Here is a 26,227-nt window from a genome sequence, read left to right as displayed (position 1 = left end):
GGGTCAGAAACGATGGCCTGCGTTCAGGGTTACCGCTTCCACTCCGGCTCTGAAAACCAGCGTCGGATTCGGGCCGCCGAGAGTGGCGTGGCCCTGCGTCACCTGTATCCAGTTGCCTTCCGGCAGGCCGATAATCGTCAACTCTGGCGCAACCACCAGCAGCTCGCGAATCCGCTGTTCGCGAGTTTCCCCTTTGTGGCCTTCCGGCAGCGCGTTGGTGAAGTGGGGGTTAATTTGCAGCGGAAACAGCCCCAGCGCAGAAAAACCGTTAGGGTCGACAATCGGCATATCATTGGTGGTGCGAATTGTTGGGCAGGCAAGGTTAGCGCCCGCGCTCCAGCCGATATACAGCGCCCCGCGCTTCATTACATCCACAATCGGCGCCAGCAGGCCGCGGTCGCGACACTCTTTCAGCAGCTGAAAGGTATTGCCGCCGCCGACGATAACTATCTCCGCGTTCTCAATCGCCGAAACCGGGTCCGCGACGCTGTGAATACCGGTAACCGTAACGCCCATTGGGCTGAAGACGGCGGCGGTTTTCGCGGTGTAATCATCCCAGGTTTGCGTCACCCCGGCAAAAGGGATGAATACCGCGGAACGGCGGCCATTTAGCTGCCCGGCAATGGTCGGCAGCGCATGTTCCAGCCAGGCTTTGCCCGGCAGCGTTGAGTTACTCAATAGCAGCAGTTCCATAATTTCTCCATTTGACCAGATGATTATTCGGGCTGGGATGTTATCACAGGATATCTCACCGCTTGCTGACGTGGCTCACGCTGAGACGCGCTGAGCAAAGCGGAGCGGCGATTTTTGGCGCAGGGATTCTCCGAATTAATCTGGAAAGTACCTCGCAGAGTGACTCTACCGGGCGTGACAGGTTAGCGGGAACCGCTTAGTTTCACGTGATGATTCACAGGCAAGGGAAGGGCTGCGCTGCGCGCTGCAATCGACTTTCCGATCAATGGTTATTAGAGCGCCCTCCCTGGCGCTCTTCGTTTGCCCTTATCCTCTGGCAAAGGCCGCGGCTTCAGCGACCAGCGCCGCGTCCGGACGCACGCCGGTGTAGAGCGCAAACTGCTCCACCGCCTGCAGGGCAATCACCTCCGCGCCGCTGATAACGTGTTTGTCCCGCTTCTTCGCCAGTTTGATGAGCGGGGTTTCCGGCGGCAGAGCGACCACGTCAAATACCACGTCGGCCCGTTCCACCATCGTCGGGCTAAAGGCCAGGGTTTCGCTTTCCGCACCGCCCGCCATGCCGAGCGGCGTGACGTTAACCAGAATATCCGCCGCGATCCCTTCCGGCTTTGGCTGCCATTGAAAACCGTACTGCTTTGCCAGCACCAGTCCACGATCGCGATGGCGGGCGGCGATAATCACATCGCGGAAACCGGCATCGCGAAAGGCGGCGATGACCGCTTTGACCATCCCGCCGCTGCCCTGGATCATCACTTTGGCAGAGGAGTCGAGCTGATGGCTGTCAATCAGGCTTTTCACCGCGATGTAGTCGGTATTCAACCCGGTTAGCCTGCCGTCGTCGTTGACGATGGTGTTGACCGAATCAATCGCCTTTGCCGAAGGGGCAAGCGCGTCAAGATACGCTATGCAGCTCTCTTTAAACGGCATTGAGACCGCGCAGCCGCGGATGCCCAATGCGCGGACGCCCTTCACCGCTGCGGCAATATCCTGGGTAGTAAAGGCTTTATAGATATAATTCAGCCCGAGTTTTTCATACAGATAGTTATGAAAGCGGGTACCGAAGTTGCCCGGGCGACCGGCCAGCGACATGCATAGCTGCGTATCGCGATTAATCATGAGCAATATCCTCCGCGTGGGCCAGCAGATACTCTTCCGCCTCTTTTGACCAGATACCGTGGTGACGTTCCATAATCGCCGCCAGCTGCGGGTCGCGAATGTCTCCCAGCGGCGTCAGCGGGAAGTTTTTCCCGGTATAAACCAGCTTCTTACCGCCGCCCACCGCCGGTAAATCCAGGGTGGTCTCGCCCGCCGCATTCAGCCCCAGAATATGGGTCACCACTTTTGCAGTCTGGACTTTTTTTGCCTGCATCAGCGCTACGGCGGCGCGCATATCGTCGGTATTGCCGCCGGAGGTGCCGACGTAGTGAGTGAAGGCGTAATGCACATCGTAAAAATTGATCGGCGCGCTGAACTGCTTATCCTGCGGGCCGGCAAAAAAGTTCAGGCAGCCGTCCGGGGCCAGCAGCGAGGATGCCAGAGTGATGAGCTGTTCGTTAGGGACGAAGACAAAAATATCGTCAAAACCGTGGCCGCCGGAGAGCGCCATCAACGTTTCGCGGCTGGCGTCGTGCCCATCCAGATAGTGAATCAGCGTTTGCGGCTCGGAGGGATAGTGCTGGCGCGCATAGCTGAGTTTTGGCTTATTGGTGTCGGTGACCACCAGCAGCGCCGGGTTGATCGGGCCATGCAGCGCGTAGTCGATAGCCAGCAGACCCATCGGGCCGGTGCCGCCGAGGATCAGGGTGCGCCCCTGCGGGCGAATGCCCATCACATGGTTATAGCTGCCTTCCTGCAGATGATAGTTGGCGTTGAACGCGCCGATTACGCAGGAAAGCGGCTCCACCAGCGAACCTTCAAACCAGGTATCGCCTTCCCAGGTGAGCAGGCAATCCTGCGCCATCACCTCGTCAGGGATCACCACGTGGGTGGCTTCGCCGCCGATCCACGGGAAGGAATAACCGGGGCAGTCCGGGCGATCCGGTAGCTGCAGATTGGCCTGAATCACATAGCGCTGGCCAGCGTGAAACTTATGCTGCCATTTTTTGCCGACGGCGATGATCTCTCCGCAGAACTCATGGCCGATGATGATCGGGTTAGTCGCCACATCATCAGGCACCTTTTTGTGGTCCTCGCCCTGGTTCGCCTCTTTCCACGAAGAGAGGCACAGGCTGTCGGTGACCACCCGGGCGAGAATTTCATCATCCTGCATCGCCGGAAGTGCAAAGGTTTCCAGGCGCAGATCGCGTTTGCCGTACAGGCGCAGGGCTGTTGTTGTTTGCATGTTTACCACCTCACCCCCTTCATCTTTCGCATTACGGCTGTATTGGCTTCCTTCATGTCCCCGGATCACGCAGTGAATCCACGCTCCCAGGGATAAATTCAGTTGCCGCCTCGCCGTACTGCGCCATCTTTGGGGTTAACTTGTTGAAGTAGACCCGGCATCGCCGGGCGGAATAATCAGGACAGGAAGCCCAGTGCGTTACCGATAATCCCCAAACCGAAGAGGGCGAAAATCAGCCAGACCGGGTTCACTTTCTTATTGAGCAGGCGCACCATCAGCAGCGTCAGGCCCAGAGCCAGCAGGCCGGGGCAAAGCTGATCGAGGATGTTTTGTACGGTCATGGTGACGGTTGAGCCGTTGGCGCCCGGGGTTTGCGAGACCACCAGCGGGACGTTGATGGTGGTCCACTTGGTGACCAGCACGCCCATCACAAACAGGCCAAGAATGGAGGCGCCTTCGGTCAGTTTTTGCAGCAGGTTACCGCCCATATCGCTGACGATATTGACCCCTTTACGGAAGCCAAGCTGCAGTCCGTACCACTTCATCGCCAGACGAACCGCGTTGAAAATAAAGAAGAACAGCAGCGGACCAAGAATATTTCCGGAGAGCGCCAGCGAGGCGCCGAGGGCGGCGGTAATTGGCCGCAGCGTGCCCCATACCAGCGGGTCGCCCACGCCTGCCAGCGGCCCCATCAGGCCGACTTTGATCCCGTTGATGGCGCCATCGTCAATAGCGGCGCCGTTGGCCCGCGCTTCCTCCATCGCGACGGTCACGCCAATAACCGGCCCGCAGACTGCCGGAGTGGTATTGAAGAACACCAGATGGCGCTTCAGCGCGGCAACCTGATCCTCCTTCAGCGGGTAGAGGCGCTTGATGGCCGGGATCATGTCGTAGCAGAAACCAAGCCCGTGGATACGCTCGAAGTTGAATGACGCCTGCTGCAGGTTGGATCGCAGAAACATGCTCACCAGGTCGCCTTGGGTAATTTTTTTCTGTTCCATGTTGGGCTCCATCAGTCGTCAAGCTGGTCAAGGGCGGTGGAAGAGGGGGCGGCGGCCTGCGGTTCAGGTTTACGCCACTGCGGGTTGAGCTGGATATAAATCAGCGCGATGATGACCCCCACGCCGCCGAAAGCCAGCAGACTAAAGTCGAGATAGCCGCCCGCGAGGAAGCCGAGAAAGAAGAAAGGCATCAGATACTTCACGCCCATCATGCGCAGCACCATGGCGTAGCCGACCACCACGATAAAACCGCCGGCGATTTGCAGACCGCGGGTGACGAATTCCGGGATGGCGCTGAGCATATTGCTGACCATATCCGCGCTGACGAACAGCGAAACCACCAGCGCGGGGATCGCAACGCGCAGTGCCTGTACGCCCAGCGCCGACACGTGCAGCAGATCGATTGTTCTGAAGCGCGCCTCTTCCGCGGCCTTATCCGCCGCGTGCTGGAACACCACGGTAATGGTGCGGGCGAACACGGTGAGTACCTGGCCTGCGGCCGCGACCGGCAGCGCAATCGCTATTCCGGTAGCGATGCTTTGCTGGCCCACGATCACCAGGATGGCGGAGATAATGCTGGCTAACGCCGAATCCGGAGACTGCGCCGCGCCAACGTTCATCCAGCCGAGCGCGATGAGCTCCAGCGTCCCGCCAAGCATAATTCCGGTTTTTAAATCGCCGAGAATTAAGCCAATCACGGTACAGGCGATTAATGGACGGTGAGTCTGGAATTCATCCAGCACGCTGCCCATCCCGGCAATACAGGAAAAAATAAATATGGCTATTATTTGTAGGGTACTTATTTCCATAATTTGTCACCTTGAGGGTATAGAAATCCCTGCCTTTTACGGCATTTACACGATGTTCTTCAGGCTGCCTCTTTGTTGACTGCATTCTCTCGCCCCAGTCGCATAGTAATCTATGCTGCTGGTGACTTTCTCATTTGCCGCCGCGATGCAGCCAGAATGCCAGGGTGAAATAAAAGGCGCGTTTTATTATTCTGTAACGGACTGCTCTGCTATTTTATCGAGAATATTAACCGACGGATCTGAGGCTACGACGCGTAAATCAAGTTTAACCCCCAGCTTATCTAACTGCTGAAAGGTATTAATATCCGCTGCGTCTAATGACACCGCTTTGGTTAATTGTTTCTTACCCGGTCGCCAGGCCATGCCGCCAATATTCAGGGTGGCTATTTTCACCCCCTGCTGCACCATAGTTAATACGTCCTGCGGATTAGTGAATAAATAAAAAACCGTTTCGTCCTGATATTGCGGGTTGTGATAAACGGCGACGGCTTTCTCGATATTCACCACATTGACCTTCATGCCCGGCGGCGCGGCCTGGCGAAGCAGCGTGCGGCGAACGTCGTCGTTATACACGTCGTCATTACAGATAATAATGCGCTGGGCGTTGGCCACTTTTGACCAAACGGTGGTGACCTGGCCGTGAATCAAACGGTCGTCAATGCGCGCGAGCGTAATGTTCATCAGAAATCCTCCTCAACGGTTTCCGGTTGCCGCCAGGTGACGCAGCACTGGCTGGCGATAAGTTCCAGGTGTTGGCACAGCGCTTCTGCATTCATCGTTTGCTGATTATCGACCAGCTCCAGAGCCAGCGGCAGCGACAGGCCGCTGATGACCCGGAGCTGCGGGTTGCGCATCGCTAGCCCGGCGGCGGCATTCCACGGGCTGCCGCACTGTAAATCGACGGCAATAAGCCACTCTTCGTCTTTGTGAGTACTTACCAACTTTTCAAGCTTACCAGCGATGTCGCCCGCGTTTTCACCCGGTACAAACTCCACGGCGCTGACGTTGACATCGCCGTAAACCATGCGCACCGAGTCGAGCATGGCGCAGGCCAGCTGGCCGTGGGCGCAGAAGATGACGTTAACCATTTTTCCCCCTTAGCCGCGCGTTTTTCCGCCCGCGATGTTAGTGGTGACTCCGGTGATATAGCTGGCGCGATCTGAGAGCAGATAGCAAACAAAATCAGCGACTTCGCTGAGCCGACCCGAACGACCAATCGGAATCGAATTTTTGCTATAGCCTTCGCGCAGCTGCTCGACGGTAATATTACGGGTCCAGGCCAGCGCCTGTTCGTACTCAGGCGTGCGCAGCCCGGTTTTTTCCAGAATGCCCGGCGCAACGCCCACGACGCGAATACCGTGTTTACCTAACTCTTTCGACCATGAGCGGGTAAAGCTATTCAGCGCGGCTTTAGTCGCGGCGTAACAGCTCTGGCCTTCAGAGCCTTCGAGGCCGCTTTCCGACGAGACGTTAACAATCACGCCGCTGCGCTGTTTAACCATCTGGCGGGCTACCGCCTGTGACATCAGAAATACGCCTTTTTGATTGATATTGACCATTTTTTCGAATGCCGCTTCATTTAATTCATAGCGGCCGGACGGCGCTTTCTCATCGACTAATAAACGCGGGAAGTTGACGCCAGCGTTATTAACCAGTCCGTCAATACGGCCAAAACGCTGAATAATACTGTCGACGGTATTATTCACTTCGCTGGCGCTGGAAATATCTGTTGGCCAGAAACAATAATTTTCACCGAGCTGATGTTTATCGCCGCCGTGAATATCGCTCATCTGCACATTTGCGCCCTGGGCTAATAATTCATCGACAATCGCCAGGCCAATTCCTGATGCGCCACCGGTAACAATAATAATTTTATCTTTTAAGTTTAACCACGTATCCATTATCGACTCCTGTTTCTTCAGATAAAGGGATTCCCCGCAGCAGCGCTGCGTGAAATCATATCGTTGTAATTTACTTCAGTAGCGACTCGGCGGTTTCTCGATTCGTCACCAGACAGTTAATATAGTGTCCATTTAAGGCGCCAAGAATACCGGAGTATTTTTCCTCGCCCATGGCGATACCTACCGAATAACGCGCCTGCCTGAGTTTCGCCATCTCAATAGACAGCGTTTTCTCGCTCATGGCGGTTTCTACCAGCGCGCCATCAATATTGTAAAAGCGCGAGCAGATATCACCGGCGACCTGGCGGGCGTTGAGATCGTCGCTCTCTTCGCTGCCGTAAAACGCATGCCAGTTGGCGCCGTCGCGGATAGCCGGTGAACCGATCCCCACCAGCGCGACGTCCAGGTTATCCCAGTAAGATGCAATGGTTTTAAAGTGCTGGGATTGCATAATACCGTTGCGAATTAATTTGTTATCCAGCAGCGCCGGGAAATCGGCGAGATGCGATTCCGCTTTCAGCTTCGCGGCGGCGCCGTAGGTCAGCGTATTCACGTGGTAGCGGCTCTCCAGCTTGCCGGAGGGGCCGCCGATAATCGGGACGCAGATAACCTGACGGGACTGGCTGGCCTGCGGCAGATTCTCCACCAGCGCGCGTACCGCACGCCCCCAGGAGAAACCGACGATATCGCCCGGCTCCAGCAGCCTGTCGACCAATTGTGCGCCATGCAGGCCGATAAGATTGAGCTGATCCTCCTCCAGCAGCGAGTCGCAGGCCGCCACCACCGCCTCCTTGAGGCCAAATTTTTGTTTCAGCTGCTGCTCAAGCCACAGATTTTCGTTGTAGTCATAGTTGATGGCGATAGTGACGATGCCCTGCTCGCGGCCGCGCTTCAGCAGACGGCTGATGGTGGTGCGGTATATCCCCAGCTCGCGGGCAATCTGCGCCTGGGTCATATCCTGCTCATAATAGAGCTGGGCGATTTTTACGATCAGACGAATATCGTCGCTGTTTTCCATCGTCACTGTCGGCTCCTGCACATTTGTGCAAATCAGATATTGGCGCTCACGATCTGATATAACCCCATCAGGCGCCCGCTTTAAAGAAATTTTCCTCTTTTTCATAGCAACCTTCTGACCGTTTCTGTTGCACATTTGCGTTGCTAATCGCCGGTTTCCGGCACGTTTGTGCCGTAAGTGATAAGGGCCTGATTCTGCTTTATTTCGCCGGGCAAAGTTGCTGGGCTTTCTGAAGTACACTTTTGTGTTGAAAGGCGGGACAGATCACATTTAGCGTCAGGCGGCGAGCGCGCGATTCTTTTTTATCGCCTGCAAGGTAGGGTATATTTCGTTTTTAAACAGAAAGCATTCAAGTTTTATCAAGGCGGCAAGGGAGCGACGCCCGGCAGCATAGAAATCTATGTGACTGGGATCAGTGAGTGTAGCCATCGCAGAGACAACTTGAAGGATGAAGTGTTTCAGGAGAAGTTATGCTGCCCGACTCGTCAACCCGACTCAATAAATACATTAGCGAAAGCGGAATTTGCTCGCGCCGTGAAGCCGATCGCTTTATCGAACAAGGCAACGTTTTTATCAACGGCAAACGCGCCACTATTGGCGACCAGGTTAAAGCTGGCGACGTAGTCAAGGTCAATGGCCGGTTGATTGAGCCGCGCGAAGCGGATGATTTAGTACTGATTGCGCTGAATAAACCGGTTGGCATCGTCAGCACTACCGAAGATGGAGAGCGCGACAACATCGTTGATTTCGTAAACCACAGCAAACGCGTATTCCCAATCGGCCGTCTGGACAAAGACTCGCAGGGGCTCATCTTTCTGACCAACCATGGCGATCTGGTGAATAAAATCCTGCGCGCCGGTAACGACCATGAAAAAGAGTATCTGGTCACCGTTGATAAGCCGGTGACCGATGAGTTTATTCGCGGAATGGGTGCGGGCGTACCGATTCTCGGTACGGTGACGAAGAAGTGCAAAGTGAAAAAAGAAGCGCCTTTTGTGTTTCGCATTACCCTGGTTCAGGGGCTGAATCGCCAGATCCGCCGGATGTGCGAATATTTTGGCTATGAAGTGACGAAGCTTGAGCGGACGCGGATCATGAACGTCAGCCTGACGGGGATCCCGCTGGGAGAGTGGCGCGATCTGACCGACGATGAGCTGATCGATCTCTTCAAGCTGATTGAGAACTCGTCTTCAGAGGCGAAACCGAAGGCAAAGGCGAAGCCGAAAACGGCCGGCATTAAGCGCCCGGTAGTCGCGATGGAAAAAACCAGCGAGAGGTCTTCCCGTCCGGCGTCGAACGGCAAACGCTTTACTGCGCCTGGGCGTAAAAAGAAAGGGCGTTAGCGTCTGCCGCGCGTTGGCGTATTTGCCGACCAGGAAAACGAGGCCTCCGCATCCGGTTTGTAAGCCTGCTTTTTCTTGAGCTGGCGGGCTTTCTTAGCCTCGGCTTCGCGCTGGAGCATCAGTTTATCGATGTACTCTTTTTTCACGCTGTTGGTCTCCGCGTTGGTCAGCGGACGGCCATGGGCGATGCGCGCGCGGTCGAGCAGGGTTTTCAGTTCGCGCTGTTCGCGCTCGGTCATCTCTTTTTGAGTGATGCGGGGGAGTGCCATAGTGGTGCCCTCAGTTAGCCTGTGGCTTCAGTGTACGGTAAAGGGGCGGACGTCTCACGGTAAATTGTTGTGCCTCGCAGAAAATCCCGGAGGCGGTGCTGCGCACCTGTCCGGGCTACAAAACCCGCAAGCTGCACGGACCGTAGCCCGGCTAAGCGCAGCGCAAGCCGGGAAAATTACGGGTTGTTAGCTCTCTTTTTCCGTTTTACGCGATTCATCCGCAATCGGCTTCCCTGACCAGTAACCGGCCAGCAGCGAGCCGGACAGGTTGTGCCAGACCGAGAACAGCGCCCCGGGCAGCGCGGCCAGCGGGCCAAAGTAGATTTTCCCCAGCGCGGCGGCAAGGCCGGAGTTCTGCATTCCCACCTCGATCGCCAGCGTGCGGCAGGTGGACTCGTCAAAGCCAAACAGTCGCCCGCCCCAGTAGCCGCCGAGCAGACCGATAGTGTTATGCAGGATAACGGCGATAATCACCACAAAACCAACGGAAGCGATATGCGACGCGGAGCCTGCCACCACGGCGCAGATAATCGCCAGAATGCAGACCATCGAAAAGGCCGGGAGCAACGGTTCCACCGCCTTCACCACTTTCGGCAGCAAATGATGCACCGCCAGCCCCAGTGCAATAGGGATCACCACAATTTGCAGAATGCTGAGCAGCATTCCCATCACATCTACCTGAATATGCGCATCCACGTACAGACGCGTCAGCAGCGGCGTCGCGACCACGCCGACCAGGGTGGATACCGAGGAGATGGTGACTGAGAGCGCAACATCGCCTTTTGCCAGAAAGATCATCACGTTGGATGCCGTACCGCTGGCGACGCTGCCCACCAGCACCATGCCGGCGGAAAGCTCCGGCGGCATGTGAAAAATCAGCGCCAGCAGCCAGGCGGCGAGCGGCATCACCAGGTAGTGGAGAAAAATCCCTGCGGCAACCGGCGCGGGGCGGGAAAGCACGCGCTTAAAGTCGTCGACTTTCAGATGCACGCCCATGCCGAACATAATCAGCATCAGCAGCGTCGGGACCCAAGGGCCAACGGGAGTAAAAGTGGATGGCGTGTAATAAGCGATAACCGAGAGCAGCAGCGCCCATAATGGGAACAGCCGCGTAAGCGTGGCGAGCATGTTGTTTTCCTTGCACATAAGTTGTGTTTGCTTGTTATTGACCGGCCGGGATCGAGCCCGGCCATAGCTATTGTTTATCGTGCTAAGAAATATTATTCAAACAAATTATGCTCATGTTCCGCTGCGGATAAGCTCCCAGCTGAGTCCGAAGCGCGCTAAATACTTGCGCAGGCGGTCAGCATCGTTAGGATTGGCCTTTTTCTGACGGGAGACGGCGAACAGCTCGCGTCCGGCTTCGGAAAGCGAAGCGCTGCGCTGGCAGACCTCCAGCACCGTTTCCAGCTGCCGGCGATCGAAGAGATCGATTTCCATTGCTATGTCAGGAGAAGACGTCGTCAGCTGCCAGCTCTCTTTCAGCAGCATAATCTCCTCTTCCGCAACGGTCTGCGTAATGCGCCCCTGCTCGGCCAGCGTCGCCATACGCGCCACGGATGAGCTGAGTTCGCGAAAATTGCCGCGCCACTGCGCCTGCGGCGAGCAGGCAAAGGCCAGATAGCACTCGCGGGCCTCTTTATCAAAGCGGATCTGCGTCTGCCGTTCGCTGGCCAGTCGCCGTAGTTCATACTCCACGTTTGGCGCAATATCTTCCCGCCGCTGCGCCAGGCCGGGGAGGGCAAAGCGCCACATATTGATGCGCGCATAAAGATCTTCGCGAAAGCGTCCTTCCGCCACCCACTGCTGCATATCGCGATGCGTTCCGGCGATTAGCTGAAAGTCGCTGTGCGCCTCGTTGTCCGAACCAAACGGGAAAAAGGTTTTTTCTTCAATGGCCTTCAGCAGCATGGCCTGCTCGTCCAGCCCCAGCTCGGCGATTTCATCAAGAAACAGCACGCCGCCGTCGGCTTCGCGTAATAGTCCGGCGCGCGGCGTGACCGCGCCGGTAAACGCGCCTTTGACATGGCCAAACAGCGTAGACATTGCGTTATCGCCGCGCAGGGTGGCGCAGTTAACCGCCATAAATTTTCCCGCCACTAAATGACGCGACTGGCGCAGCTGATAAATACGTCTGGCGAGAAAGGACTTACCGGCGCCCGTTGGGCCAGTAAGCAGGATCGGATCGGTCGATCGGATCGCCACGCGCTCAATTCGATCGATAAGCTTGTTGAACGTCGCATTGCGCGTCTCTATCCCGGCTTTCAGGAAAGAGACCGACTGCTGCTGCTCGCGCTGAAAGCGGCTGGTGAGCGCGGCATAGCGGTTTAAGTCCAGATCGATAACCGAGTAAATACCGACAGCGATGGCTTCATCCGGTGAGCCTTTCGGCGCAGGACCGGTCTGCAGCAGATTGGCGGGAAGATAGCGCGCCTCCGTCAGCAGGAACCAGCAGATTTGCGCCACGTGAGTCCCGGTAGTGATATGCACCAGATACTCTTCGTTTTCGGTATCAAAGCTGTAGCGGCTGGCGAAGTCGAGAAACGCCGCGTAGACCTCTTCAAAATCCCACGGATCGTTTATCTCGACCCTATGCGGGCGTACTTCGGTTTGCGGCGAAAGCAGGGCGATATCTTCGATCAGCTTTTGCGCCAGGCTTTCATCGTGCGGCTGGTGGATGAGCTCCAGCCTGTCGACAGGAAAATCGGCCTGCTGGCATAGCCCAACGGTGGGCCGCCATTTTTTTAAACGATTAGCCCGCTTGCCGCGTTTATCCAGCACCGTTCCGAGAACGCCAATCACCACCCGACGCTTGTTCATCATTTATCTCATAAGATAAGTATCGATACTAAAAGATAAAAAATTCTCCCGAGCCGGGCAACGGCAAAAACCGAGTTAAAAAATAAATCACTTTTAATCAATGAGATAAAAATTTATTTCGTCACTTTTTCGTTCTGGCACGCATCTGGCAATAACCCTTTCGTTATTTCGCTGAATTCGCAGGGGGTTAAACCCCGCCGGCACGTCAGAAACGGTACTGACCGTCTTTCGGGCGCGTTCCGTCAGCCGATAACGACCAATGGGTTCGATTCCCGATTTCACTCCAATGAAAACTAGTTTGTTAATCATAGAGATACACGGGGTTTTGCGCAGTCAGCACTCCCCACAGCAGGCCGCCGGTAAAGGCGCCGTGCCGCAGGCAAAAGGGAGTTCCCCTGCGGCTTCGCCCCTGCACCCGCGCCTGCTTTTTATAAGGAATAAAAAATGGCTAAAAAAATCACTATACGGAAAGGCCAACTGGGGCTTCTCTCTCGTCAGGGAGATTACTATCAGATTCTGGAAGCGGGCGAGTATCGCCTGCCGTGGTTCAACGTTCCTGAAGTGCTAATCGTTAACAGGGACGGCAGCGAAGTGCCGGAGGCGCTGGCCGAGTATTTACGACGCTTTCAGGCGGAATGGATCGAACAGTACTGCCTGGCGGCGGACCTGACGGATAACGAGGCCGGAGCGCTCTATAACAACGGCGTGCTGCAGGAAATTCTGCCGCCAGCGACGCGTCGACTTTACTGGGCCGCCGGTGACGAGATGCAGCTGCTACGTCTGGATACCCGGCAGGTTGAGGTCCCCGAGGCGATCATGAACGCGGTGCTGCAGCCGAGACGTCACGGGACGGTAAAAGGTCGCGAAGCGATCCTGACCGTATCGGTGCCTGCCTGGCACGTCGGGGTATTGAAAGTCGATGGTGAGACGCAGTCGCTGCTGCCGCCGGGCCTGAGCGCCTACTGGAAGATCAATCACCTGGTGGAAGCTGAAGTGGTCGATACCCGCCTGCAGGTGCTGGAAGTCGGCGGTCAGGAGATTCTGACCAAAGATAAAGTGAATCTGCGTTTAAATCTGGCGGCGAACTGGCGCTACAGCGATGTGTTGCGGGCTTTTGGGCAGCTGACGAAGCCGCTGGACCATCTGTATCGCGAACTGCAGTTTGCGCTGCGTGAAGCCGTCGGAACGCGAACGCTGGATGAACTACTGGAAGATAAGCACATCATTGATGAGGTGGTGAGCGCGCAGGTAGCCGAGCGCATGGCGGCATTTGGTATCGAAGTCGCCTCGCTGGGCGTGAAAGATATTGTTTTGCCCGGCGACATGAAAGCTATTCTGTCGCAGCTGGTGGAGGCGGAGAAATCGGCGCAGGCGAACGTGATCCGCCGGCGTGAAGAGACCGCGGCGACGCGTTCGCTGCTCAACACCGCGAAAGTGATGGAAAACAACCCGGTCGCGCTGCGCTTAAAAGAGCTGGAAACGCTGGAAAGGGTGGCGGAGCGTATCGATAAAATCTCGGTCTTTGGCGGCCTGGACCAGGTGCTGCATGGACTGGTCAATCTAAAAGGATAAACAACATGACGTATAACGGTGTGGATGCCGCCATGCGCCATAAGGTGCGGCGGCAGTTACAGGAGGTGGAGCAGCGCTACGGCGTCAGGGTGCTCTACGCCTGCGAGTCCGGCAGCCGGGGCTGGGGCTTTGCCTCGCCGGACAGCGATTATGATGTGCGGTTTCTCTATGTTCATCCCCCTGAGTGGTACCTGCGGGTGGATGCGCCGCGCGATGTTATCGAGCTGCCCATCGACGCTGAGCTGGACGTCTGCGGTTGGGAGTGGCGTAAGGCGCTGGGTCTGCTGAAAGGGGCAAATCCGACGCTGATCGAATGGCTGGACTCGCCGGTGGTGTATCAGCAGGATGATGCGACAGTTCAGGCGCTTAAACGGCTGATACCGGAGTGGTTTTCTCCGGTACGCGCCCGCTGGCATTACTACTCGATGGCCAGAAAGAATTTTCGCGGCTATCTGCAGGGTGAACAGGTGCGGTTGAAAAAGTACTTTTACGTGCTGCGTCCGCTACTGGCCGTCCGCTGGGTTGAGGCGGGAAAAGGGGCGCCGCCGATGCGCTTTGCTGAACTGCTGGCGGGAAGCTGTCTGGAAGCGGGCCTGCGTCAGGAAATCGACGAGCTGCTGGCGCGTAAACAGCGCGCCGGCGAGGCCGAATATGGTCCGCGGCGGCCATTACTGCATGCGTTTATTCAGTCCGAGCTGCTCAGAGGCGCGATCCCGCCAGCGCTGCCTGAGAGCCGGAGCGGTGACATCAGGGAGTTGGACAGATTGCTAATGACCACGGTGATGGGAAACTAAAAATGGCCCGGCAGAAATGGCGGGCCATTTTTATCGCTGTTACTCGAACAGATTATGATGCAGCTTCTGCACCACTTTTTCGGCATCCGCACCCGGTACCAGGAAGCACAGATTGTGGCTGGATGCGCCGTAGCAAATCATTCGAATATTAAACGGCTCCAGCACGCCAAACACCTCTTTACCGACGCCGCACGCTTTCGACAGTTCGTTACCAATGATGGCAACCAGCGCCAGGTCCTGTTCAACCTCAACGCGGCACAGCGAGGACAGTTCGGTCAGCAGCGACTGGGTGAGCAGGGTGTCGCCGGCCGAAGTCGAACCGGTGGTATCCATGGTCAGCGCCACGCTCACTTCAGAAGTGGTGATCAGATCGACGGAGATACTGTGACGCGCCAGCGTGCTGAATACCTCGGCCAGAAAACCGCGCGAGTGCAGCATATTGAGGCTGTGCAGGGTCAGCAGAGTCTGCTTGCGGCGCAGCGCCAGCGCGCGGAACAGCGGCGGATTTTCCGTATTTTTGCACACCAGCGTGCCGCCCGCTTTTGGCTCTTTGCTGGAGCCGACGAATACCGGAATATCGCTACGTACGGCGGGAAGCAGGGTGGCCGGATGCAGCACTTTCGCGCCAAAGGTCGCCATTTCCGCCGCTTCTTCAAAGGCGATAACGTCAATGCGTTTGGCCGCCGGCGCAACGCGCGGGTCGGTGGTATAGATACCCGGAACATCGGTCCAGATATCGACGCGGGTAGCGTTTAGCGCTTCGCCGAGTAGCGCGGCGGTATAGTCGCTGCCGCCACGGCCAAGCGTGGTGGTACGGCCTTTCGCTTCGCTGCCAATAAAGCCCTGGGTGATCACCAGGCCTTCCGCCAGACGCGGAGCCAGAAGCTGCTCGGTGAGTTCAGATAAGGCGGCGATATCCGGTTCCGCGCGGCCAAAGCGATCGTTGGTGCGCATAACCTTGCGCACGTCGAACCACTGGGCGGCGATACCGCGCTCGCGCAGGATCTCGACAAACAGCAGAGTGGACATCAGTTCGCCATGGCTGACCAGTTCGTCGGTTAACGCGCTTGAACTGGCCAGGGAGGCGGCTTCCGCCAGGGTGGTGATGTTTTCCAGCAGGCGTTCAATTTCATCGCGAATTACGTTCGGATAACGCAGACGCTCCAGAATATTGAACTGGATTTGCCGCATGGCATCGAGCTTTGCGAAACGTTCGCCAGGTTCCAGCCCTTCCGCTAAGGCGACCAGCAGGTTGGTCACGCCAGCCGAGGCGGAAAGCACCACCACGCGGGTATTGGCATCCAGCAGCGCGACGTCTACGCTGCGGTTCATGGCATCAAAGTCGGCAACGCTGGTACCGCCGAATTTGGCTACAACTAAGTCTGTCATAACAACCTCGTGTCAGGGGGCCTGACTTATTAAAACGATTCCTGACAACCAATCCTGGCGGGGCTGGACGCAGCCGGATTGCAACAAAATGTCTTAATAAGCCAGGCCAAATTATTCAGCCATGGCACAAGGGAAGAGCGAAAAACAGGGTGGGCGCAGAGCGATAAACAAACTACGATGTCACCCAGAAGTGCTCCACCTTGTAGACCCGCTTGCCGATGCAGCGCATCAGATGGCGAGTATGAAACGCCCGACTGCGAACGTTTCTGGTGACAACCCAGGGGATTCAGCCCCTGTGGCCGGTGATGAGCGTAACCAGACGCTTATTCACCTCGGCGTTGCTCCCCCTCACGTATTTTCCCCGGACTGGCTCCTCCAATACGGTTACCTGGGCAACGCACCTCTTCTGGCAATTACCGACGTCTTTCACTTTGCCAGGGGGACGCGGGACATTATACCCCCCTGCAATACCCTTTCGCTGTAGCGTGAAATGCGCGATCCATACCTACCTACGTATATGTAGGTACTGCCGTTATATAAAGGGTTCAGGCGAAGTATGTCAACGTCAGGGTTATGCGGATTTTTCATGCGCGGGTCGCTGACAGAAAAAAGCCTTATGATGTCTATACTATCAGGGACGTTTTGCCTCAAATTGCCCCAATTTCTGACGCGTATCATCGGCATAACATAAAAATCATCACAATTTTTCGTCACCGGCGCTACAATCGACCGCAGTCACAATTCTCAAATCAGAAGAGTATTGCTAATGAAAAACATCAACCCAACGCAGACCTCTGCCTGGCAGGCATTACAGAAACACTTTGATGAAATGAAAGACGTTACCATCGCGGATCTGTTCGCGAAAGATAGCGACCGTTTCTCTAAATTCTCCGCCACGTTCGACGATCTGATGCTGGTGGATTTTTCCAAAAACCGCATCACCGAAGAGACGCTGGCCAAACTGCAGGATCTGGCCAAAGAGACCTTCCTGGCTGACGCCATTAAATCCATGTTCTCCGGCGAGAAGATTAACCGCACGGAAGATCGCGCGGTGCTGCACGTTGCGCTGCGTAACCGCAGCAATACTCCGATTCTGGTTGATGGCAAAGATGTGATGCCGGAAGTGAACGCCGTGCTTGAGAAGATGAAAACCTTCTCTGAAGCTATTATCTCCGGTAGCTGGAAAGGCTACACCGGTAAAGCGATTACCGACGTCGTGAACATCGGTATCGGCGGCTCCGATCTTGGCCCGTTCATGGTGACCGAAGCGCTGCGTCCGTACAAAAATCACCTGAATATGCACTTTGTTTCTAACGTCGATGGTACCCATATCGCCGAAGTGCTGAAAACGGTGAACCCGGAAACCACGCTGTTCCTGGTGGCGTCGAAAACCTTTACCACCCAGGAAACCATGACCAACGCCCACAGCGCGCGCGACTGGTTCCTGGCGACCGCTGGCGATGAGAAACACGTAGCGAAACACTTCGCCGCGCTCTCCACCAACGGTAAAGCGGTAGGTGAATTCGGTATTGATACCGCCAATATGTTTGAGTTCTGGGACTGGGTTGGCGGTCGTTACTCTCTGTGGTCTGCTATCGGCCTGTCCATCATCCTGTCCGTGGGCTTCGACAACTTCGTCGAGCTGCTCTCCGGCGCGCACGCGATGGACAAACACTTCTCCACCACGCCGGCTGAGAAAAACCTGCCGGTGCTGCTGGCGCTGATCGGTATCTGGTACAACAACTTCTTCGGCGCTGAAACCGAAGCGATTCTGCCGTACGACCAGTATATGCACCGCTTTGCCGCCTACTTCCAGCAGGGCAACATGGAATCCAACGGTAAATACGTTGACCGTAACGGCAACGCCGTGGATTACCAGACGGGCCCGATCATCTGGGGCGAGCCGGGCACCAACGGTCAGCACGCGTTCTATCAGCTGATTCACCAGGGGACCAAAATGGTGCCGTGCGATTTTATCGCTCCGGCGATTACGCATAACCCGCTGTCTGACCACCATCCGAAGCTGCTGTCTAACTTCTTTGCGCAGACCGAAGCGCTGGCGTTTGGTAAATCCCGCGAAGTGGTTGAGCAGGAATATCGCGATCAGGGTAAAGATCCCGCGACGCTGGAACACGTGGTGCCGTTCAAAGTGTTTGAAGGCAACCGCCCGACTAACTCCATCCTGCTGCGTGAAATCACGCCGTTCAGTCTGGGCGCGCTGATTGCCCTGTATGAACATAAGATTTTCACCCAGGGCGTGATTATGAACATCTTCACCTTCGACCAGTGGGGCGTTGAGCTGGGCAAACAGCTGGCGAACCGCATCCTGCCGGAGCTGAAGGATGGTTCTGAAGTCAGCAGCCACGACAGCTCCACTAACGGCCTGATTAACCGCTATAAATCCTGGCGCGCATAATCGCTAAAACGTTGTCAATGCCGGCCCAGGTGGCCGGCATTTTTTATAGCCGCCGCAGCAGTTTTGCCGGGTTTCCTGCCCACACGCCTTTCTCTGTAATGGATTTTGTCACCACGCTGCCCGCGCCAATCACGACGCCATCGCAAATGCTGACCGCCAGAATGGTTGCGCCGCTGCCGATAGACACATCGTTGCCAATGACGATTCTTCCCCAGCTTTCGCGGTCGGCGTTGGGCTTGCCATCGCGGAACATATCGTTAGCGAACATTACGCCGTGGCCGATAAAACAGCGTTCGCCGATGGTCACGTACTCGCAGATAAAGGTATGGGACTGAATTTTGCTGTCGCTGCCAACGCGGGTATGGCCCTGGATTTCAACGAAGGGGCCGACGAAGACGTTATCGCCTAGCGTGCAGTCATAGAGGTTGGCGGGCTGGTAAATCACCACGTTTTCGCCGCTGGCGACGTTGCGAATGGCGGTTTCACGAAGGGTATGCATGCTGCCTCTCAGATCGGTTTAGCCAAAATGTGTAATGTGCTTTGCTGGGTCGCAGAATGAAAGATGACATCTTTTACGTGCTGCATTCCCTGACGTTCATAAAAACGGCGGGCGCGGGTATTCGCGGCGAGCACCTCCAGCCAGAGCCAGCGTTCACCGGCAACTTTTGCTCGCTTCTCGACGGCGTGAAAAAGCTGCTCGCCATAGCGATGGCCCGTTGTTGCAGGTAACAGATAGAGCTTATGCAATAGCGTACCGGTTGGACCTTCGGGGTTGATGTCCTGGCGGCAGGCGTATTTAGCAAAGCCGATTGGCTCCTCTGCCTCAGCAATTAACCAGCAGCACTGCGTATCGGCCAGGCTGCGCTCCAGTGAGGCCACGGCATACTCTTGCTGCAGGTAGCGCTCCATTTCATCGGCGTTATGCCAGAGATGGGTAAAGTGATGACGATAGCTGGCATTCGCCATATCGTTGAGTAAAGCCGCATCTTCCGGACGTGCAAGACGAATCTTTAGCATTCTGCGTTCCTCGCAAAGAAGTGGCGATATTTTGCCCGTAAAGTTCGCTGCGGGTAAACCTCAAAAGTGGGGGAGGAGAAGATGCCGGAGGAGAGCCTCCGGCTGGGGATCAGGCGACGGCGATGGCCTCGATTTCAATACCCGCATCTTTAGGCAGTCTGGCGACCTCAACGCAGGAGCGGGCTGGAAACGCCGCGTTGTGTTCAACGAAGAACGCTTCATAGACCGCGTTGATGGTAGCAAAATCGTTCAGATCCTTGACGAAAACCATCGTCTTAACAATATTTTTCACCTGCAAGCCCGCCGCTTCCACGATAGCCTTAACGTTTTCCAGCGACTGGCGCGTTTGCACAGCGATGTCGTCAGACATGGTGCCATCTTGCGCATTAACCGGGAGCTGCCCTGAGGTCATCGTCATGGTACCCAGGTTTACCCCCTGAACATACGGACCGATGGCGGCAGGCGCGGACGCGGTGGAAATAATCATTCTGTTGATTCCTCTTGATAAGTGGTTACATGAAATAGTTAAGTAAAACCAGTGAACCAACGCCGCTGACGACGACCCAGACCAGCCCCAGTCGGAAGCTGGCAAGCGTGCAGATAATCGCGGCGATGACTTTCGGGTTTTTTAAATCAAACTCCATGCTGGAGTTCACGCTCAGGATCTGAATCGTGATGATGGCTGGCAGAACAGTCACCGGCACAAAGCGCAGCGTTTTGCTGACCCGGTTCGACATCTGGATTTTCCCGGCGAGACCAATGAACGAGAAGCGAATAAGAAAGGTCACGGCGGCCATACCCAGCGTCAGGGCGATAAAAAAGCTATTACTCATTTTCCAGCGCTCCTTCGAGAGAGAGTTTAGCGGCGGCCTGCGCTTGTTTACGCTCTTCGGCGAGATCGACGCTCAGGCCCGCCATTACGCCCAATACGGATGCGACGACAATGCCTAACGAATAGGGCAGCACGACCAAAAGTACGCCGGATACGGCAGCCACAATGGCGGCGACGGTACAGGCCTGGCTCTTGATTTGCGGAACGACGATGGCGATAAAGGCGGCGACCATCGCGAAGTCCAGACCGTATTTTTCAATATGTGGAAATGAGGCGCCAACCAGAGCGCCAAGGAAATCGGCTAAAACCCAGGCGAACCAAAATGTCAGCATGGCTGAAGAGTAGAACAGATATTTATCCTTTTTATTCTCCTCCATCTCTTTCACCGTCGTGGCGTACACCTCATCGGTCAGAGCATAGGCCATAAAGCATTTTTTAAAAAAGGACGCCTCGCGTACGGTACTGGAAATTGATGCGCTGTAAAGTATATGACGGAGATTAATAATCAGCGTGGTGAATATAATTACCCCGAGGCTCGCCCCGGTTTTGAGCATATTCAACGCCAGCATTTGTGCTGAACCCGCAATAACAATGGTGGACCAGACCGTACTTTGCCAGACGCTCATTCCGGCGCTCACGCTTAGCGCGCCGACGATAAATGAAAAGGGAAAGTCGCCGATACACAAGGGAAGAATGGCGCTGGCGCCCCGTAGGATAACTTTTTTGTTCATAAGCAATATCTGTTATTTAAGAAATTAATTATTTATGTAAGGTACGTGGAAAGATTAGTTAATGATTATTTAGCAACCATGATGTTGATAATTTCTTTGTCGGTATAGGCCATGGGCTTAACAACCAGACGACAGAGATTATTAATCGTTTGCTCAACGTCAGCGCAAACGATCCCATCATTAGAGCTTGCGCAGCTATTTTGCATGGCCATCAATACAGCCTTAAATGCGCTGGACACGACGGATGAAACTTTCATCGCGCAGCTATTAGAAGCGCCGTCACAAATCATACCGGTAATATCACTGACCATATTAATAATCGCGGTGTTAATGGTTTCCATATCGCGAGTAAATAGCCACGCCATCCCGGCAGCTGCTCCCATTGCTGCCGTAGACGCCGCGCATAGCGCGGACAGACGCGTATAGCGGGAGTGGATCGATATCGCGGTCAGGTGGGAGAGCGCGAGCGCCCGTGCGAGCGTCTCTTCATCGGCATTAAGATGCTCCGCGACCGTCACTACCGGCATGGTAGCGGCGATACCCTGGTTACCGGAACCAAAGTTTGACATGGCGACGACGGGAGCGCCGCCCATCCGCGCGTCGGATGCGGCGACGGTATTGATGATGACTTTACTGAGCAGGTCGTTGCTGAGCAGACCCTTTTTTACTGCATCAGAGAAGGTACCATTGATGTTTAAACCATATTTCTTGCTCTTGCCTTCATTTGCCAGCGCCGAATTGAGGCGGGCGGCTTCGAGAATAAATTCGATGTCGGAAAAATCGACTTCGCTTATAAAATTGAAGGCTTCGACAAGCGAAAAGGTTTCTAACGCTTCCTGCTGCGTTACCGTATTCTGTTTATTAGCCAAAGCCTGCGCTTCGCCATTAATATAAAGTTCAACGATATTGGTATGCGTGCCTTTAACTACCACGCGGCAGCTCTTTTCGCCACCGGTCAGGGTCAGATCCAGATGGATAAAATCGGGAGTATCTTCCACGCGAATATTAACCTGGCCATCGGCGATTAGCTTTTGCGCTAATTCGACATGCTGCTGGGTAATCCCCTCCAGCGTTTTTAAACCCTTATCGGCATCGCCGCCAAAAGCGCCAATGGCGGCGGCAAGCGCGACACCGCTAACGGATGTTCCTGGAATAGTTACGCCCGTCGCGTTTTTGTACAGATTCGCAGAAATAAAACCGTTAATACTTTGACAGGCCGTATCTAAATGTTTCGCAGCGTAAGCGGTAGTAAAAGAAATAGCGACGGGTTCGGTACAACCTAATGCCGGAGCCACTTCTTGTTTTAGCCATTTTATAAAAATGGATGCGCGTTCATTAATCATATTTTAAATCAATCCGCTAATTGTGGGTTATTAACTGGCGAGTATCCTAAGATAATTCTGAAGGAAAAACTTACTCTAATAACCCTGTTATTTATGCATTAAAGAGAAAAATTTTCGCTTATTAAAAGAATGTAAAACTGTGATCTTATTATGGTTAATTAACTGATTTACCGAGTATTTATATTCTGTTTTTTGAACATAAAAAGGGATTTAGTTAACCGCCTCACAGCGATGACGAAAGTAAGATTTTCTCTTTTTACGTATTTCGTCGTATACGAGCAAGGCGGGCAGTGAGGAGAAGGGGACAACAAATGTAGATCTGGATCACACTTTTGCGTTATACAGGTCACAGTAAATCATGATGATGAGGAGTACCTATGCCGCCGGTTTATCGTCCGTTGGTGAGTTTTATTGCAACCGCCATGCAAACCGTTTTGAATCTTGGCCTGCTGTGCCTGGGGGTCATTCTGATCGTATTCCTCGGTAAAGAGACGTTGCATTTGGCGCACGTCCTGTTTACCCCTGAACCTGTCAGTAAATACAAGCTGGTGGAAGGGCTGGTGGTCTACTTCCTCTATTTCGAGTTTATCGCGCTGATTGTGAAGTACTTTGAATCGGGATTTCACTTCCCGCTACGCTACTTTGTTTATATCGGCATCACCGCCATCGTACGCCTGATTATCATCGATCATGAGTCGCCCATGGCGGTGCTGATTTACTCCGCCGCGATCCTGATTCTGGTGATTACGCTCTGGCTGTGTAACTCCAACCGACTGAAACGCGAGTAAACAGACAGCACGCCGCTTCCGGTAGCGGCGTGCTGTGGTTATTATCTGATAGAGGCCTGAAGCGTTTTCTCTTCTGCGGGTGCCCACAGCTCTTCGAGTTCTTCCAGCGTCTTGCCTTTCGTTTCCGGCACAAATTTCCACATAAACATCGCCGCCAGAATTCCCATACAACCGTAAATCCAGTAGGAAAAACCGTTGTGAAAATGGGCAACCAGCCAGGAGTTTTTATCCATCATCGGGAAGGTCCAGGAGACAAAGTAGTTCGCCAGCCACTGCGCGGCAACCGCAATGGCGAGAGCTTTGCCGCGAATCGCGTTAGGGAAGATTTCTGCCAGCAGCACCCAGCAAACCGGGCCCCAGGACATGGCAAATGCGGCGACGTAAAGCAGCATCGACAGCAGCGCCACCAAACCGGATGCTTGAGTATAAAAGGCGGTGCCAAGGCTGAACATGCCAAGCGCCATCCCGAGCGCGCCAATAATTTGCAGCGGCTTGCGGCCAAATTTATCAACCGTCATGATGGCCAGAACGGTGAAAGTCAGGTTGATAACGCCCACGATAATGGTCTGCAGCAGGGCGACATCAGTGCTGGCTCCCAGCGTTTTGAAGACTTCCGGAGCGTAGTAGAGCACGACGTTGATGCCGACAAACTGCTGGAATATAGACAGCATAACGCCGATAGTAATGACGCCTGCGCCAAACATCAGCAGACGACCGCCCGTTTTACGGCCATTTTCCAGTGACAGATTGATCTCCTGCATTGCCTGGACGGCGAGCTTGCTGCCCATAATTTTGCGCAGAATACCCTCCGCCTGTTCCTGTTTGCCCTGCGCCATCAGCCAGCGCGGACTTTCCGGTACGGTATACAGTAGCCCTAAAAACAGCAGTGCGGGAATGCATTCTGAGGCAAACATATATCGCCAACCATTGGTATTCAGCCAGTTAGCATCACCTGATTTTGCAATGAAATAGTTAACACAGTAAACCAATAGCTGCCCAAAAATAATCGCGAACTGGTTAAAGGAAACCAGTTTCCCTCGTATGCTTGCCGGCGCCAGTTCCGCAATATACATCGGTGAAAGCATTGATGCTAAACCTACGCCAATGCCTCCAATAATGCGGTAAATAACGAATTCTGGTACATATCCGGCTAAATAAACTGGCACCGTGTTGTCAGGGTTTATCGGGGTGAAACCTAATTCAGGCCAGGCCGAACCGATACCAGAGATTAAAAACAGAAGCGCGGCAATTTTTAGCGAATCCCGGCGGCCAAAACGGTTACTACAATAGCCGCCAAGCGCGCCTCCAATGATGCAGCCAATCAAGGCGCTGGCAACGCAGAAGCCCAGCAGTGAGTTGGCGGCAGATTCACTCAGGTTTTGCGGAGCCACAAAAACAGTGTTTAAGGATTCTACCGTACCGGAGATGACTGCGGTATCGTAGCCAAATAATAGTCCTCCTAACGTGGCGACTAACGTAATCGAAAAGATATAGCTTGAATTATATTGGGTCTTCATCCTGACCAGCCTTAAATACACATTTCTTCTTATCGGTAATAATGATGGTGTATTCATCACCCGGGGATGGCAATTATCAAATTTAATATTGCAATTACGTTATATTCTTAATGTGATCTCAACTCTATTTAATTGTTAAAAGAACGGCGGTAAATGAAATTGCAGTGATGAATCGCGCAAAAGAAAATAATCGTAACCTAAATGCAAAATAACATAATAAATTTCTTTAAAAGAGTGGCGGATTATCTCTCTTCGGAAGAGACGTTGGTGGGTGGGTGCCGCTGCATCAAGGCGCTGCGGGTGGCTAACGCTCAGCACTTTGCCTGCGAACTTCTGGACTTCCGCGCAAGGGGGAGTTTCATTGCGAGACGTCGGGTACCTGAAACGCGAATAAAAAAAAAGCGGCCTCCAGGGCCGCTGACCAACAGTCACAAATAGAATTTATGTAGGGTCCAGTTGAGGATAGCAGTGGCATTTGCCTTACTTTTTCAGCTGAGGGCGACGGCGGTAATGCCCGGTTGGGGTCGTGCATTACCGCGAAACCGTCATCCCTCCTCTGAAATTTGGGGCGGGTATACTCGTCATACTTCAAGTTGCTGATGCGTTGACTGCACCCGCTCACCCCAGTCACATAGTTATCTATGCTGCTGGGGATTATCGGGCTTGTCGCCTTTCGACAACTCGAATTAATTAGAGTATCTAACGATGAAAATTAACCTTTCACTCCGCCTGCGGTCAGGCCGTTAACCAACCAGCGCTGGGCCAGCAGGAACACTACGGTAATCGGAATGGCGGAGAGCACCGCCGCGGCGGCAAAGTCGCCCCACAGATAGTTCTGCGGGTTGAGATACTGTTGCATTCCGACCGCAAGGGTATAGCTGTTCACATCGCGCAGCAGCAGAGAGGCCACCGGCACTTCGGTAATCGCGGCGATGAACGACAGAATAAACACCACCGCCAGAATCGGTACCGATAGCGGGAGCAGCACCAGGCGGAAAGCCTGCCATGGCGTCGCGCCGTCCAGCGCCGCCGCTTCTTCCAGCGAGCCGTCGATGGTTTCGAAGTAGCCTTTGATTGTCCAGACGTGCAGCGCGATACCGCCCATATAGGCGAAGATCACGCCGCCGTGGGTATTCAGTCCAACGAACGGTACGTACTGGCCGAGACGGTCAAATAGGGCATACAGCGCGACCAGCGACAGAACCGCGGGGAACATCTGGAAAATCAGCATTCCTTTAAGCAGCGTGGCTTTACCCGGGAAGCGCATACGGGCAAAAGCGTAAGCGCAGGTTGTAGAGAGCGCGACGATGCCAATGGCGGTAATGCCGGCCACCTTGATGGAGTTCCACAGCCACAGGAGAACCGGGAAGGGGGGCGGCGTGACGCGGCCGTCAGCGTGTTCGACGCTGAAGCCTAACGCCAGCCGCCAGTGCTCCCAGGAGATACTTTCGGGAATCAGGCTACCGGTGGCGAAGTTCCCTTCGCGCAGCGAGATAGCGATGACCATCAGCAGCGGGAACATAATCGCCGCGATAAAAATCAGCAACAGGAGGTGCGTTGTTAATAAACGCAGCTTCTGAGATTTGGGTTGAACCATAGCCATAATATTTTTACTCCCCTTGATACCGCTCCA

At 54.6% G+C, this 26,227-nt stretch carries 26 protein-coding genes and 1 riboswitch; of the genes, 5 read left to right on the top strand and 21 right to left on the bottom strand.

What is annotated here, in order from left to right; translation table 11 throughout:
• Positions 1–3: 3 nt before the first annotated feature.
• From pepE to ABLV75_RS20865, 9 genes are all read right to left on the bottom strand, one after another.
• The gene (pepE, locus tag ABLV75_RS20905) at positions 4–693 is read right to left on the bottom strand and encodes a dipeptidase PepE (protein WP_004109643.1); all 690 of its coding nucleotides are present in this window, start codon (positions 691–693) and stop codon (positions 4–6) included.
• Positions 694–999: 306 nt separating this feature from the next.
• Positions 1,000–1,809, bottom strand: coding sequence for a shikimate 5-dehydrogenase (locus tag ABLV75_RS20900; RefSeq protein ID WP_210614532.1), 810 nt, complete (start codon positions 1,807–1,809; stop codon positions 1,000–1,002).
• Entirely contained in the window at positions 1,802–3,034 is a 1,233-nt protein-coding gene (sorE, locus tag ABLV75_RS20895; protein WP_004109637.1) for an L-sorbose 1-phosphate reductase, read from the bottom strand. The genes ABLV75_RS20900 and sorE overlap by 8 nt, the downstream gene beginning before the upstream one ends.
• A 176-nt stretch (positions 3,035–3,210) precedes the next feature.
• Complete coding sequence (locus tag ABLV75_RS20890) at positions 3,211–4,035, bottom strand: PTS system mannose/fructose/sorbose family transporter subunit IID (protein ID WP_004109634.1); 825 nt, start codon at positions 4,033–4,035, stop codon at positions 3,211–3,213.
• A gap of 11 nt (positions 4,036–4,046) precedes the next feature.
• Positions 4,047–4,844, bottom strand: a complete 798-nt coding sequence (locus tag ABLV75_RS20885; protein WP_023320162.1) for a PTS mannose/fructose/sorbose transporter subunit IIC — start codon at positions 4,842–4,844, stop codon at positions 4,047–4,049.
• A 186-nt stretch (positions 4,845–5,030) separates the two neighbouring features.
• Entirely contained in the window at positions 5,031–5,525 is a 495-nt protein-coding gene (locus ABLV75_RS20880; protein WP_004109627.1) for a mannose/fructose/sorbose PTS transporter subunit IIB, read from the bottom strand.
• A complete protein-coding gene (locus tag ABLV75_RS20875) occupies positions 5,525–5,932 on the bottom strand; it encodes a mannose/fructose/sorbose PTS transporter subunit IIA (protein ID WP_004109623.1) in 408 nt (135 codons plus the stop codon). The genes ABLV75_RS20880 and ABLV75_RS20875 overlap by 1 nt, the downstream gene beginning before the upstream one ends.
• Before the next feature lie 9 nt (positions 5,933–5,941).
• A complete protein-coding gene (locus ABLV75_RS20870; protein WP_004109619.1) occupies positions 5,942–6,745 on the bottom strand; it encodes an SDR family oxidoreductase in 804 nt (267 codons plus the stop codon).
• A 70-nt stretch (positions 6,746–6,815) separates the two neighbouring features.
• The gene (locus ABLV75_RS20865; protein ID WP_004109617.1) at positions 6,816–7,763 is read right to left on the bottom strand and encodes a sugar-binding transcriptional regulator; all 948 of its coding nucleotides are present in this window, start codon (positions 7,761–7,763) and stop codon (positions 6,816–6,818) included.
• A gap of 470 nt (positions 7,764–8,233) precedes the next feature.
• Between ABLV75_RS20865 and rluF the strand changes: the two genes are divergently transcribed.
• The gene (gene rluF / locus ABLV75_RS20860; protein ID WP_004109615.1) at positions 8,234–9,106 is read left to right on the top strand and encodes a 23S rRNA pseudouridine(2604) synthase RluF; all 873 of its coding nucleotides are present in this window, start codon (positions 8,234–8,236) and stop codon (positions 9,104–9,106) included.
• Here the strand turns inward: rluF and ABLV75_RS20855 are convergent.
• From ABLV75_RS20855 to rtcR, 3 genes are all read right to left on the bottom strand, one after another.
• Positions 9,103–9,375 (bottom strand): DUF3811 domain-containing protein, encoded by a 273-nt coding sequence (locus tag ABLV75_RS20855; RefSeq protein ID WP_004109613.1) that lies wholly within the window; start codon positions 9,373–9,375, stop codon positions 9,103–9,105. The genes rluF and ABLV75_RS20855 overlap by 4 nt on opposite strands.
• Before the next feature lie 186 nt (positions 9,376–9,561).
• A complete protein-coding gene (gene panS / locus ABLV75_RS20850) occupies positions 9,562–10,503 on the bottom strand; it encodes a ketopantoate/pantoate/pantothenate transporter PanS (protein WP_004109610.1) in 942 nt (313 codons plus the stop codon).
• A 111-nt stretch (positions 10,504–10,614) separates the two neighbouring features.
• Positions 10,615–12,195 carry an RNA repair transcriptional activator RtcR gene (rtcR, locus tag ABLV75_RS20845; RefSeq protein ID WP_004109608.1) on the bottom strand — a complete coding sequence of 527 codons (1,581 nt, stop codon included), beginning with the start codon at positions 12,193–12,195 and terminating at the stop codon, positions 10,615–10,617.
• A gap of 444 nt (positions 12,196–12,639) precedes the next feature.
• Between rtcR and ABLV75_RS20840 the strand changes: the two genes are divergently transcribed.
• Both ABLV75_RS20840 and ABLV75_RS20835 read left to right on the top strand, forming a co-directional pair.
• Positions 12,640–13,767, top strand: a complete 1,128-nt coding sequence (locus ABLV75_RS20840; RefSeq protein ID WP_004109605.1) for a slipin family protein — start codon at positions 12,640–12,642, stop codon at positions 13,765–13,767.
• 5 nt (positions 13,768–13,772) lie between these two features.
• Positions 13,773–14,561, top strand: a complete 789-nt coding sequence (locus ABLV75_RS20835; RefSeq protein WP_004109602.1) for a nucleotidyltransferase domain-containing protein — start codon at positions 13,773–13,775, stop codon at positions 14,559–14,561.
• A 39-nt stretch (positions 14,562–14,600) separates the two neighbouring features.
• Here the strand turns inward: ABLV75_RS20835 and lysC are convergent, their stop codons facing one another.
• Complete coding sequence (gene lysC / locus ABLV75_RS20830) at positions 14,601–15,950, bottom strand: lysine-sensitive aspartokinase 3 (protein ID WP_004109599.1); 1,350 nt, start codon at positions 15,948–15,950, stop codon at positions 14,601–14,603.
• A 180-nt stretch (positions 15,951–16,130) separates the two neighbouring features.
• Positions 16,131–16,364, bottom strand: a riboswitch (Lysine riboswitch).
• A gap of 352 nt (positions 16,365–16,716) precedes the next feature.
• Here lysC and pgi point away from each other — a divergent pair.
• Positions 16,717–18,366: a glucose-6-phosphate isomerase gene (gene pgi / locus ABLV75_RS20825; RefSeq protein ID WP_004097737.1), complete on the top strand. Its 1,650-nt coding sequence runs from the start codon at positions 16,717–16,719 to the stop codon at positions 18,364–18,366.
• A gap of 43 nt (positions 18,367–18,409) precedes the next feature.
• Here the strand turns inward: pgi and ABLV75_RS20820 are convergent, their stop codons facing one another.
• The 6 genes from ABLV75_RS20820 to ABLV75_RS20795 all read right to left on the bottom strand — a co-directional run bounded on the left by ABLV75_RS20820 (position 18,410) and on the right by ABLV75_RS20795 (position 22,289).
• Positions 18,410–18,865: an acyltransferase gene (locus tag ABLV75_RS20820; RefSeq protein ID WP_004109596.1), complete on the bottom strand. Its 456-nt coding sequence runs from the start codon at positions 18,863–18,865 to the stop codon at positions 18,410–18,412.
• Positions 18,866–18,873: 8 nt separating this feature from the next.
• Positions 18,874–19,383 carry a GNAT family N-acetyltransferase gene (locus ABLV75_RS20815; protein WP_004109593.1) on the bottom strand — a complete coding sequence of 170 codons (510 nt, stop codon included), beginning with the start codon at positions 19,381–19,383 and terminating at the stop codon, positions 18,874–18,876.
• Positions 19,384–19,492: 109 nt separating this feature from the next.
• Positions 19,493–19,870, bottom strand: a complete 378-nt coding sequence (locus ABLV75_RS20810) for a Rid family detoxifying hydrolase (RefSeq protein ID WP_004109587.1) — start codon at positions 19,868–19,870, stop codon at positions 19,493–19,495.
• A gap of 25 nt (positions 19,871–19,895) precedes the next feature.
• Complete coding sequence (locus ABLV75_RS20805; protein ID WP_004109584.1) at positions 19,896–20,216, bottom strand: AzlD domain-containing protein; 321 nt, start codon at positions 20,214–20,216, stop codon at positions 19,896–19,898.
• Entirely contained in the window at positions 20,209–20,946 is a 738-nt protein-coding gene (locus ABLV75_RS20800) for an AzlC family ABC transporter permease (protein WP_004109581.1), read from the bottom strand. Before ABLV75_RS20800 ends, ABLV75_RS20805 begins: the two co-directional genes overlap by 8 nt.
• A 65-nt stretch (positions 20,947–21,011) precedes the next feature.
• Positions 21,012–22,289 (bottom strand): L-serine ammonia-lyase, iron-sulfur-dependent, subunit alpha, encoded by a 1,278-nt coding sequence (locus tag ABLV75_RS20795; protein WP_004109578.1) that lies wholly within the window; start codon positions 22,287–22,289, stop codon positions 21,012–21,014.
• Between the two features lie 377 nt (positions 22,290–22,666).
• Between ABLV75_RS20795 and psiE the strand changes: the two genes are divergently transcribed.
• Positions 22,667–23,077 (top strand): phosphate-starvation-inducible protein PsiE, encoded by a 411-nt coding sequence (psiE, locus tag ABLV75_RS20790; protein ID WP_004097754.1) that lies wholly within the window; start codon positions 22,667–22,669, stop codon positions 23,075–23,077.
• Between the two features lie 41 nt (positions 23,078–23,118).
• Here the strand turns inward: psiE and xylE are convergent, their stop codons facing one another.
• The gene (xylE, locus tag ABLV75_RS20785) at positions 23,119–24,594 is read right to left on the bottom strand and encodes a D-xylose transporter XylE (protein WP_004109574.1); all 1,476 of its coding nucleotides are present in this window, start codon (positions 24,592–24,594) and stop codon (positions 23,119–23,121) included.
• 712 nt (positions 24,595–25,306) lie between these two features.
• Positions 25,307–26,197 (bottom strand): maltose ABC transporter permease MalG, encoded by an 891-nt coding sequence (malG, locus tag ABLV75_RS20780; protein WP_004109572.1) that lies wholly within the window; start codon positions 26,195–26,197, stop codon positions 25,307–25,309.
• Positions 26,198–26,227: the final 30 nt, after the last annotated feature.

The sequence above is a fragment of the Klebsiella sp. CN_Kp066 genome, assembly GCF_040065135.1.
Classification (GTDB): Bacteria; Pseudomonadota; Gammaproteobacteria; order Enterobacterales; family Enterobacteriaceae; genus Klebsiella; species Klebsiella oxytoca.
The sequence above is the reverse complement of the archived record's forward strand: the minus strand, read 5'-3'. Positions and strand labels throughout refer to the sequence as shown.

Excerpts from the sequence above, each read along its gene's own strand:
- pepE (WP_004109643.1), bottom strand. The coding sequence starts at position 693 with ATGGAACTGCTGCTATTGAGTAACTCAACGCTGCCGGGCAAAGCCTGG.
- ABLV75_RS20900 (WP_210614532.1), bottom strand. The coding sequence starts at position 1,809 with ATGATTAATCGCGATACGCAGCTATGCATGTCGCTGGCCGGTCGCCCG.
- sorE (WP_004109637.1), bottom strand. The coding sequence starts at position 3,034 with ATGCAAACAACAACAGCCCTGCGCCTGTACGGCAAACGCGATCTGCGC.
- ABLV75_RS20890 (WP_004109634.1), bottom strand. The coding sequence starts at position 4,035 with ATGGAACAGAAAAAAATTACCCAAGGCGACCTGGTGAGCATGTTTCTG.
- ABLV75_RS20885 (WP_023320162.1), bottom strand. The coding sequence starts at position 4,844 with ATGGAAATAAGTACCCTACAAATAATAGCCATATTTATTTTTTCCTGT.
- ABLV75_RS20880 (WP_004109627.1), bottom strand. The coding sequence starts at position 5,525 with ATGAACATTACGCTCGCGCGCATTGACGACCGTTTGATTCACGGCCAG.
- ABLV75_RS20875 (WP_004109623.1), bottom strand. The coding sequence starts at position 5,932 with ATGGTTAACGTCATCTTCTGCGCCCACGGCCAGCTGGCCTGCGCCATG.
- ABLV75_RS20870 (WP_004109619.1), bottom strand. The coding sequence starts at position 6,745 with ATGGATACGTGGTTAAACTTAAAAGATAAAATTATTATTGTTACCGGT.
- ABLV75_RS20865 (WP_004109617.1), bottom strand. The coding sequence starts at position 7,763 with ATGGAAAACAGCGACGATATTCGTCTGATCGTAAAAATCGCCCAGCTC.
- rluF (WP_004109615.1), top strand. The coding sequence starts at position 8,234 with ATGCTGCCCGACTCGTCAACCCGACTCAATAAATACATTAGCGAAAGC.
- ABLV75_RS20855 (WP_004109613.1), bottom strand. The coding sequence starts at position 9,375 with ATGGCACTCCCCCGCATCACTCAAAAAGAGATGACCGAGCGCGAACAG.
- panS (WP_004109610.1), bottom strand. The coding sequence starts at position 10,503 with ATGCTCGCCACGCTTACGCGGCTGTTCCCATTATGGGCGCTGCTGCTC.
- rtcR (WP_004109608.1), bottom strand. The coding sequence starts at position 12,195 with ATGAACAAGCGTCGGGTGGTGATTGGCGTTCTCGGAACGGTGCTGGAT.
- ABLV75_RS20840 (WP_004109605.1), top strand. The coding sequence starts at position 12,640 with ATGGCTAAAAAAATCACTATACGGAAAGGCCAACTGGGGCTTCTCTCT.
- ABLV75_RS20835 (WP_004109602.1), top strand. The coding sequence starts at position 13,773 with ATGACGTATAACGGTGTGGATGCCGCCATGCGCCATAAGGTGCGGCGG.
- lysC (WP_004109599.1), bottom strand. The coding sequence starts at position 15,950 with ATGACAGACTTAGTTGTAGCCAAATTCGGCGGTACCAGCGTTGCCGAC.
- pgi (WP_004097737.1), top strand. The coding sequence starts at position 16,717 with ATGAAAAACATCAACCCAACGCAGACCTCTGCCTGGCAGGCATTACAG.
- ABLV75_RS20820 (WP_004109596.1), bottom strand. The coding sequence starts at position 18,865 with ATGCATACCCTTCGTGAAACCGCCATTCGCAACGTCGCCAGCGGCGAA.
- ABLV75_RS20815 (WP_004109593.1), bottom strand. The coding sequence starts at position 19,383 with ATGCTAAAGATTCGTCTTGCACGTCCGGAAGATGCGGCTTTACTCAAC.
- ABLV75_RS20810 (WP_004109587.1), bottom strand. The coding sequence starts at position 19,870 with ATGATTATTTCCACCGCGTCCGCGCCTGCCGCCATCGGTCCGTATGTT.
- ABLV75_RS20805 (WP_004109584.1), bottom strand. The coding sequence starts at position 20,216 with ATGAGTAATAGCTTTTTTATCGCCCTGACGCTGGGTATGGCCGCCGTG.
- ABLV75_RS20800 (WP_004109581.1), bottom strand. The coding sequence starts at position 20,946 with ATGAACAAAAAAGTTATCCTACGGGGCGCCAGCGCCATTCTTCCCTTG.
- ABLV75_RS20795 (WP_004109578.1), bottom strand. The coding sequence starts at position 22,289 with ATGATTAATGAACGCGCATCCATTTTTATAAAATGGCTAAAACAAGAA.
- psiE (WP_004097754.1), top strand. The coding sequence starts at position 22,667 with ATGCCGCCGGTTTATCGTCCGTTGGTGAGTTTTATTGCAACCGCCATG.
- xylE (WP_004109574.1), bottom strand. The coding sequence starts at position 24,594 with ATGAAGACCCAATATAATTCAAGCTATATCTTTTCGATTACGTTAGTC.
- malG (WP_004109572.1), bottom strand. The coding sequence starts at position 26,197 with ATGGCTATGGTTCAACCCAAATCTCAGAAGCTGCGTTTATTAACAACG.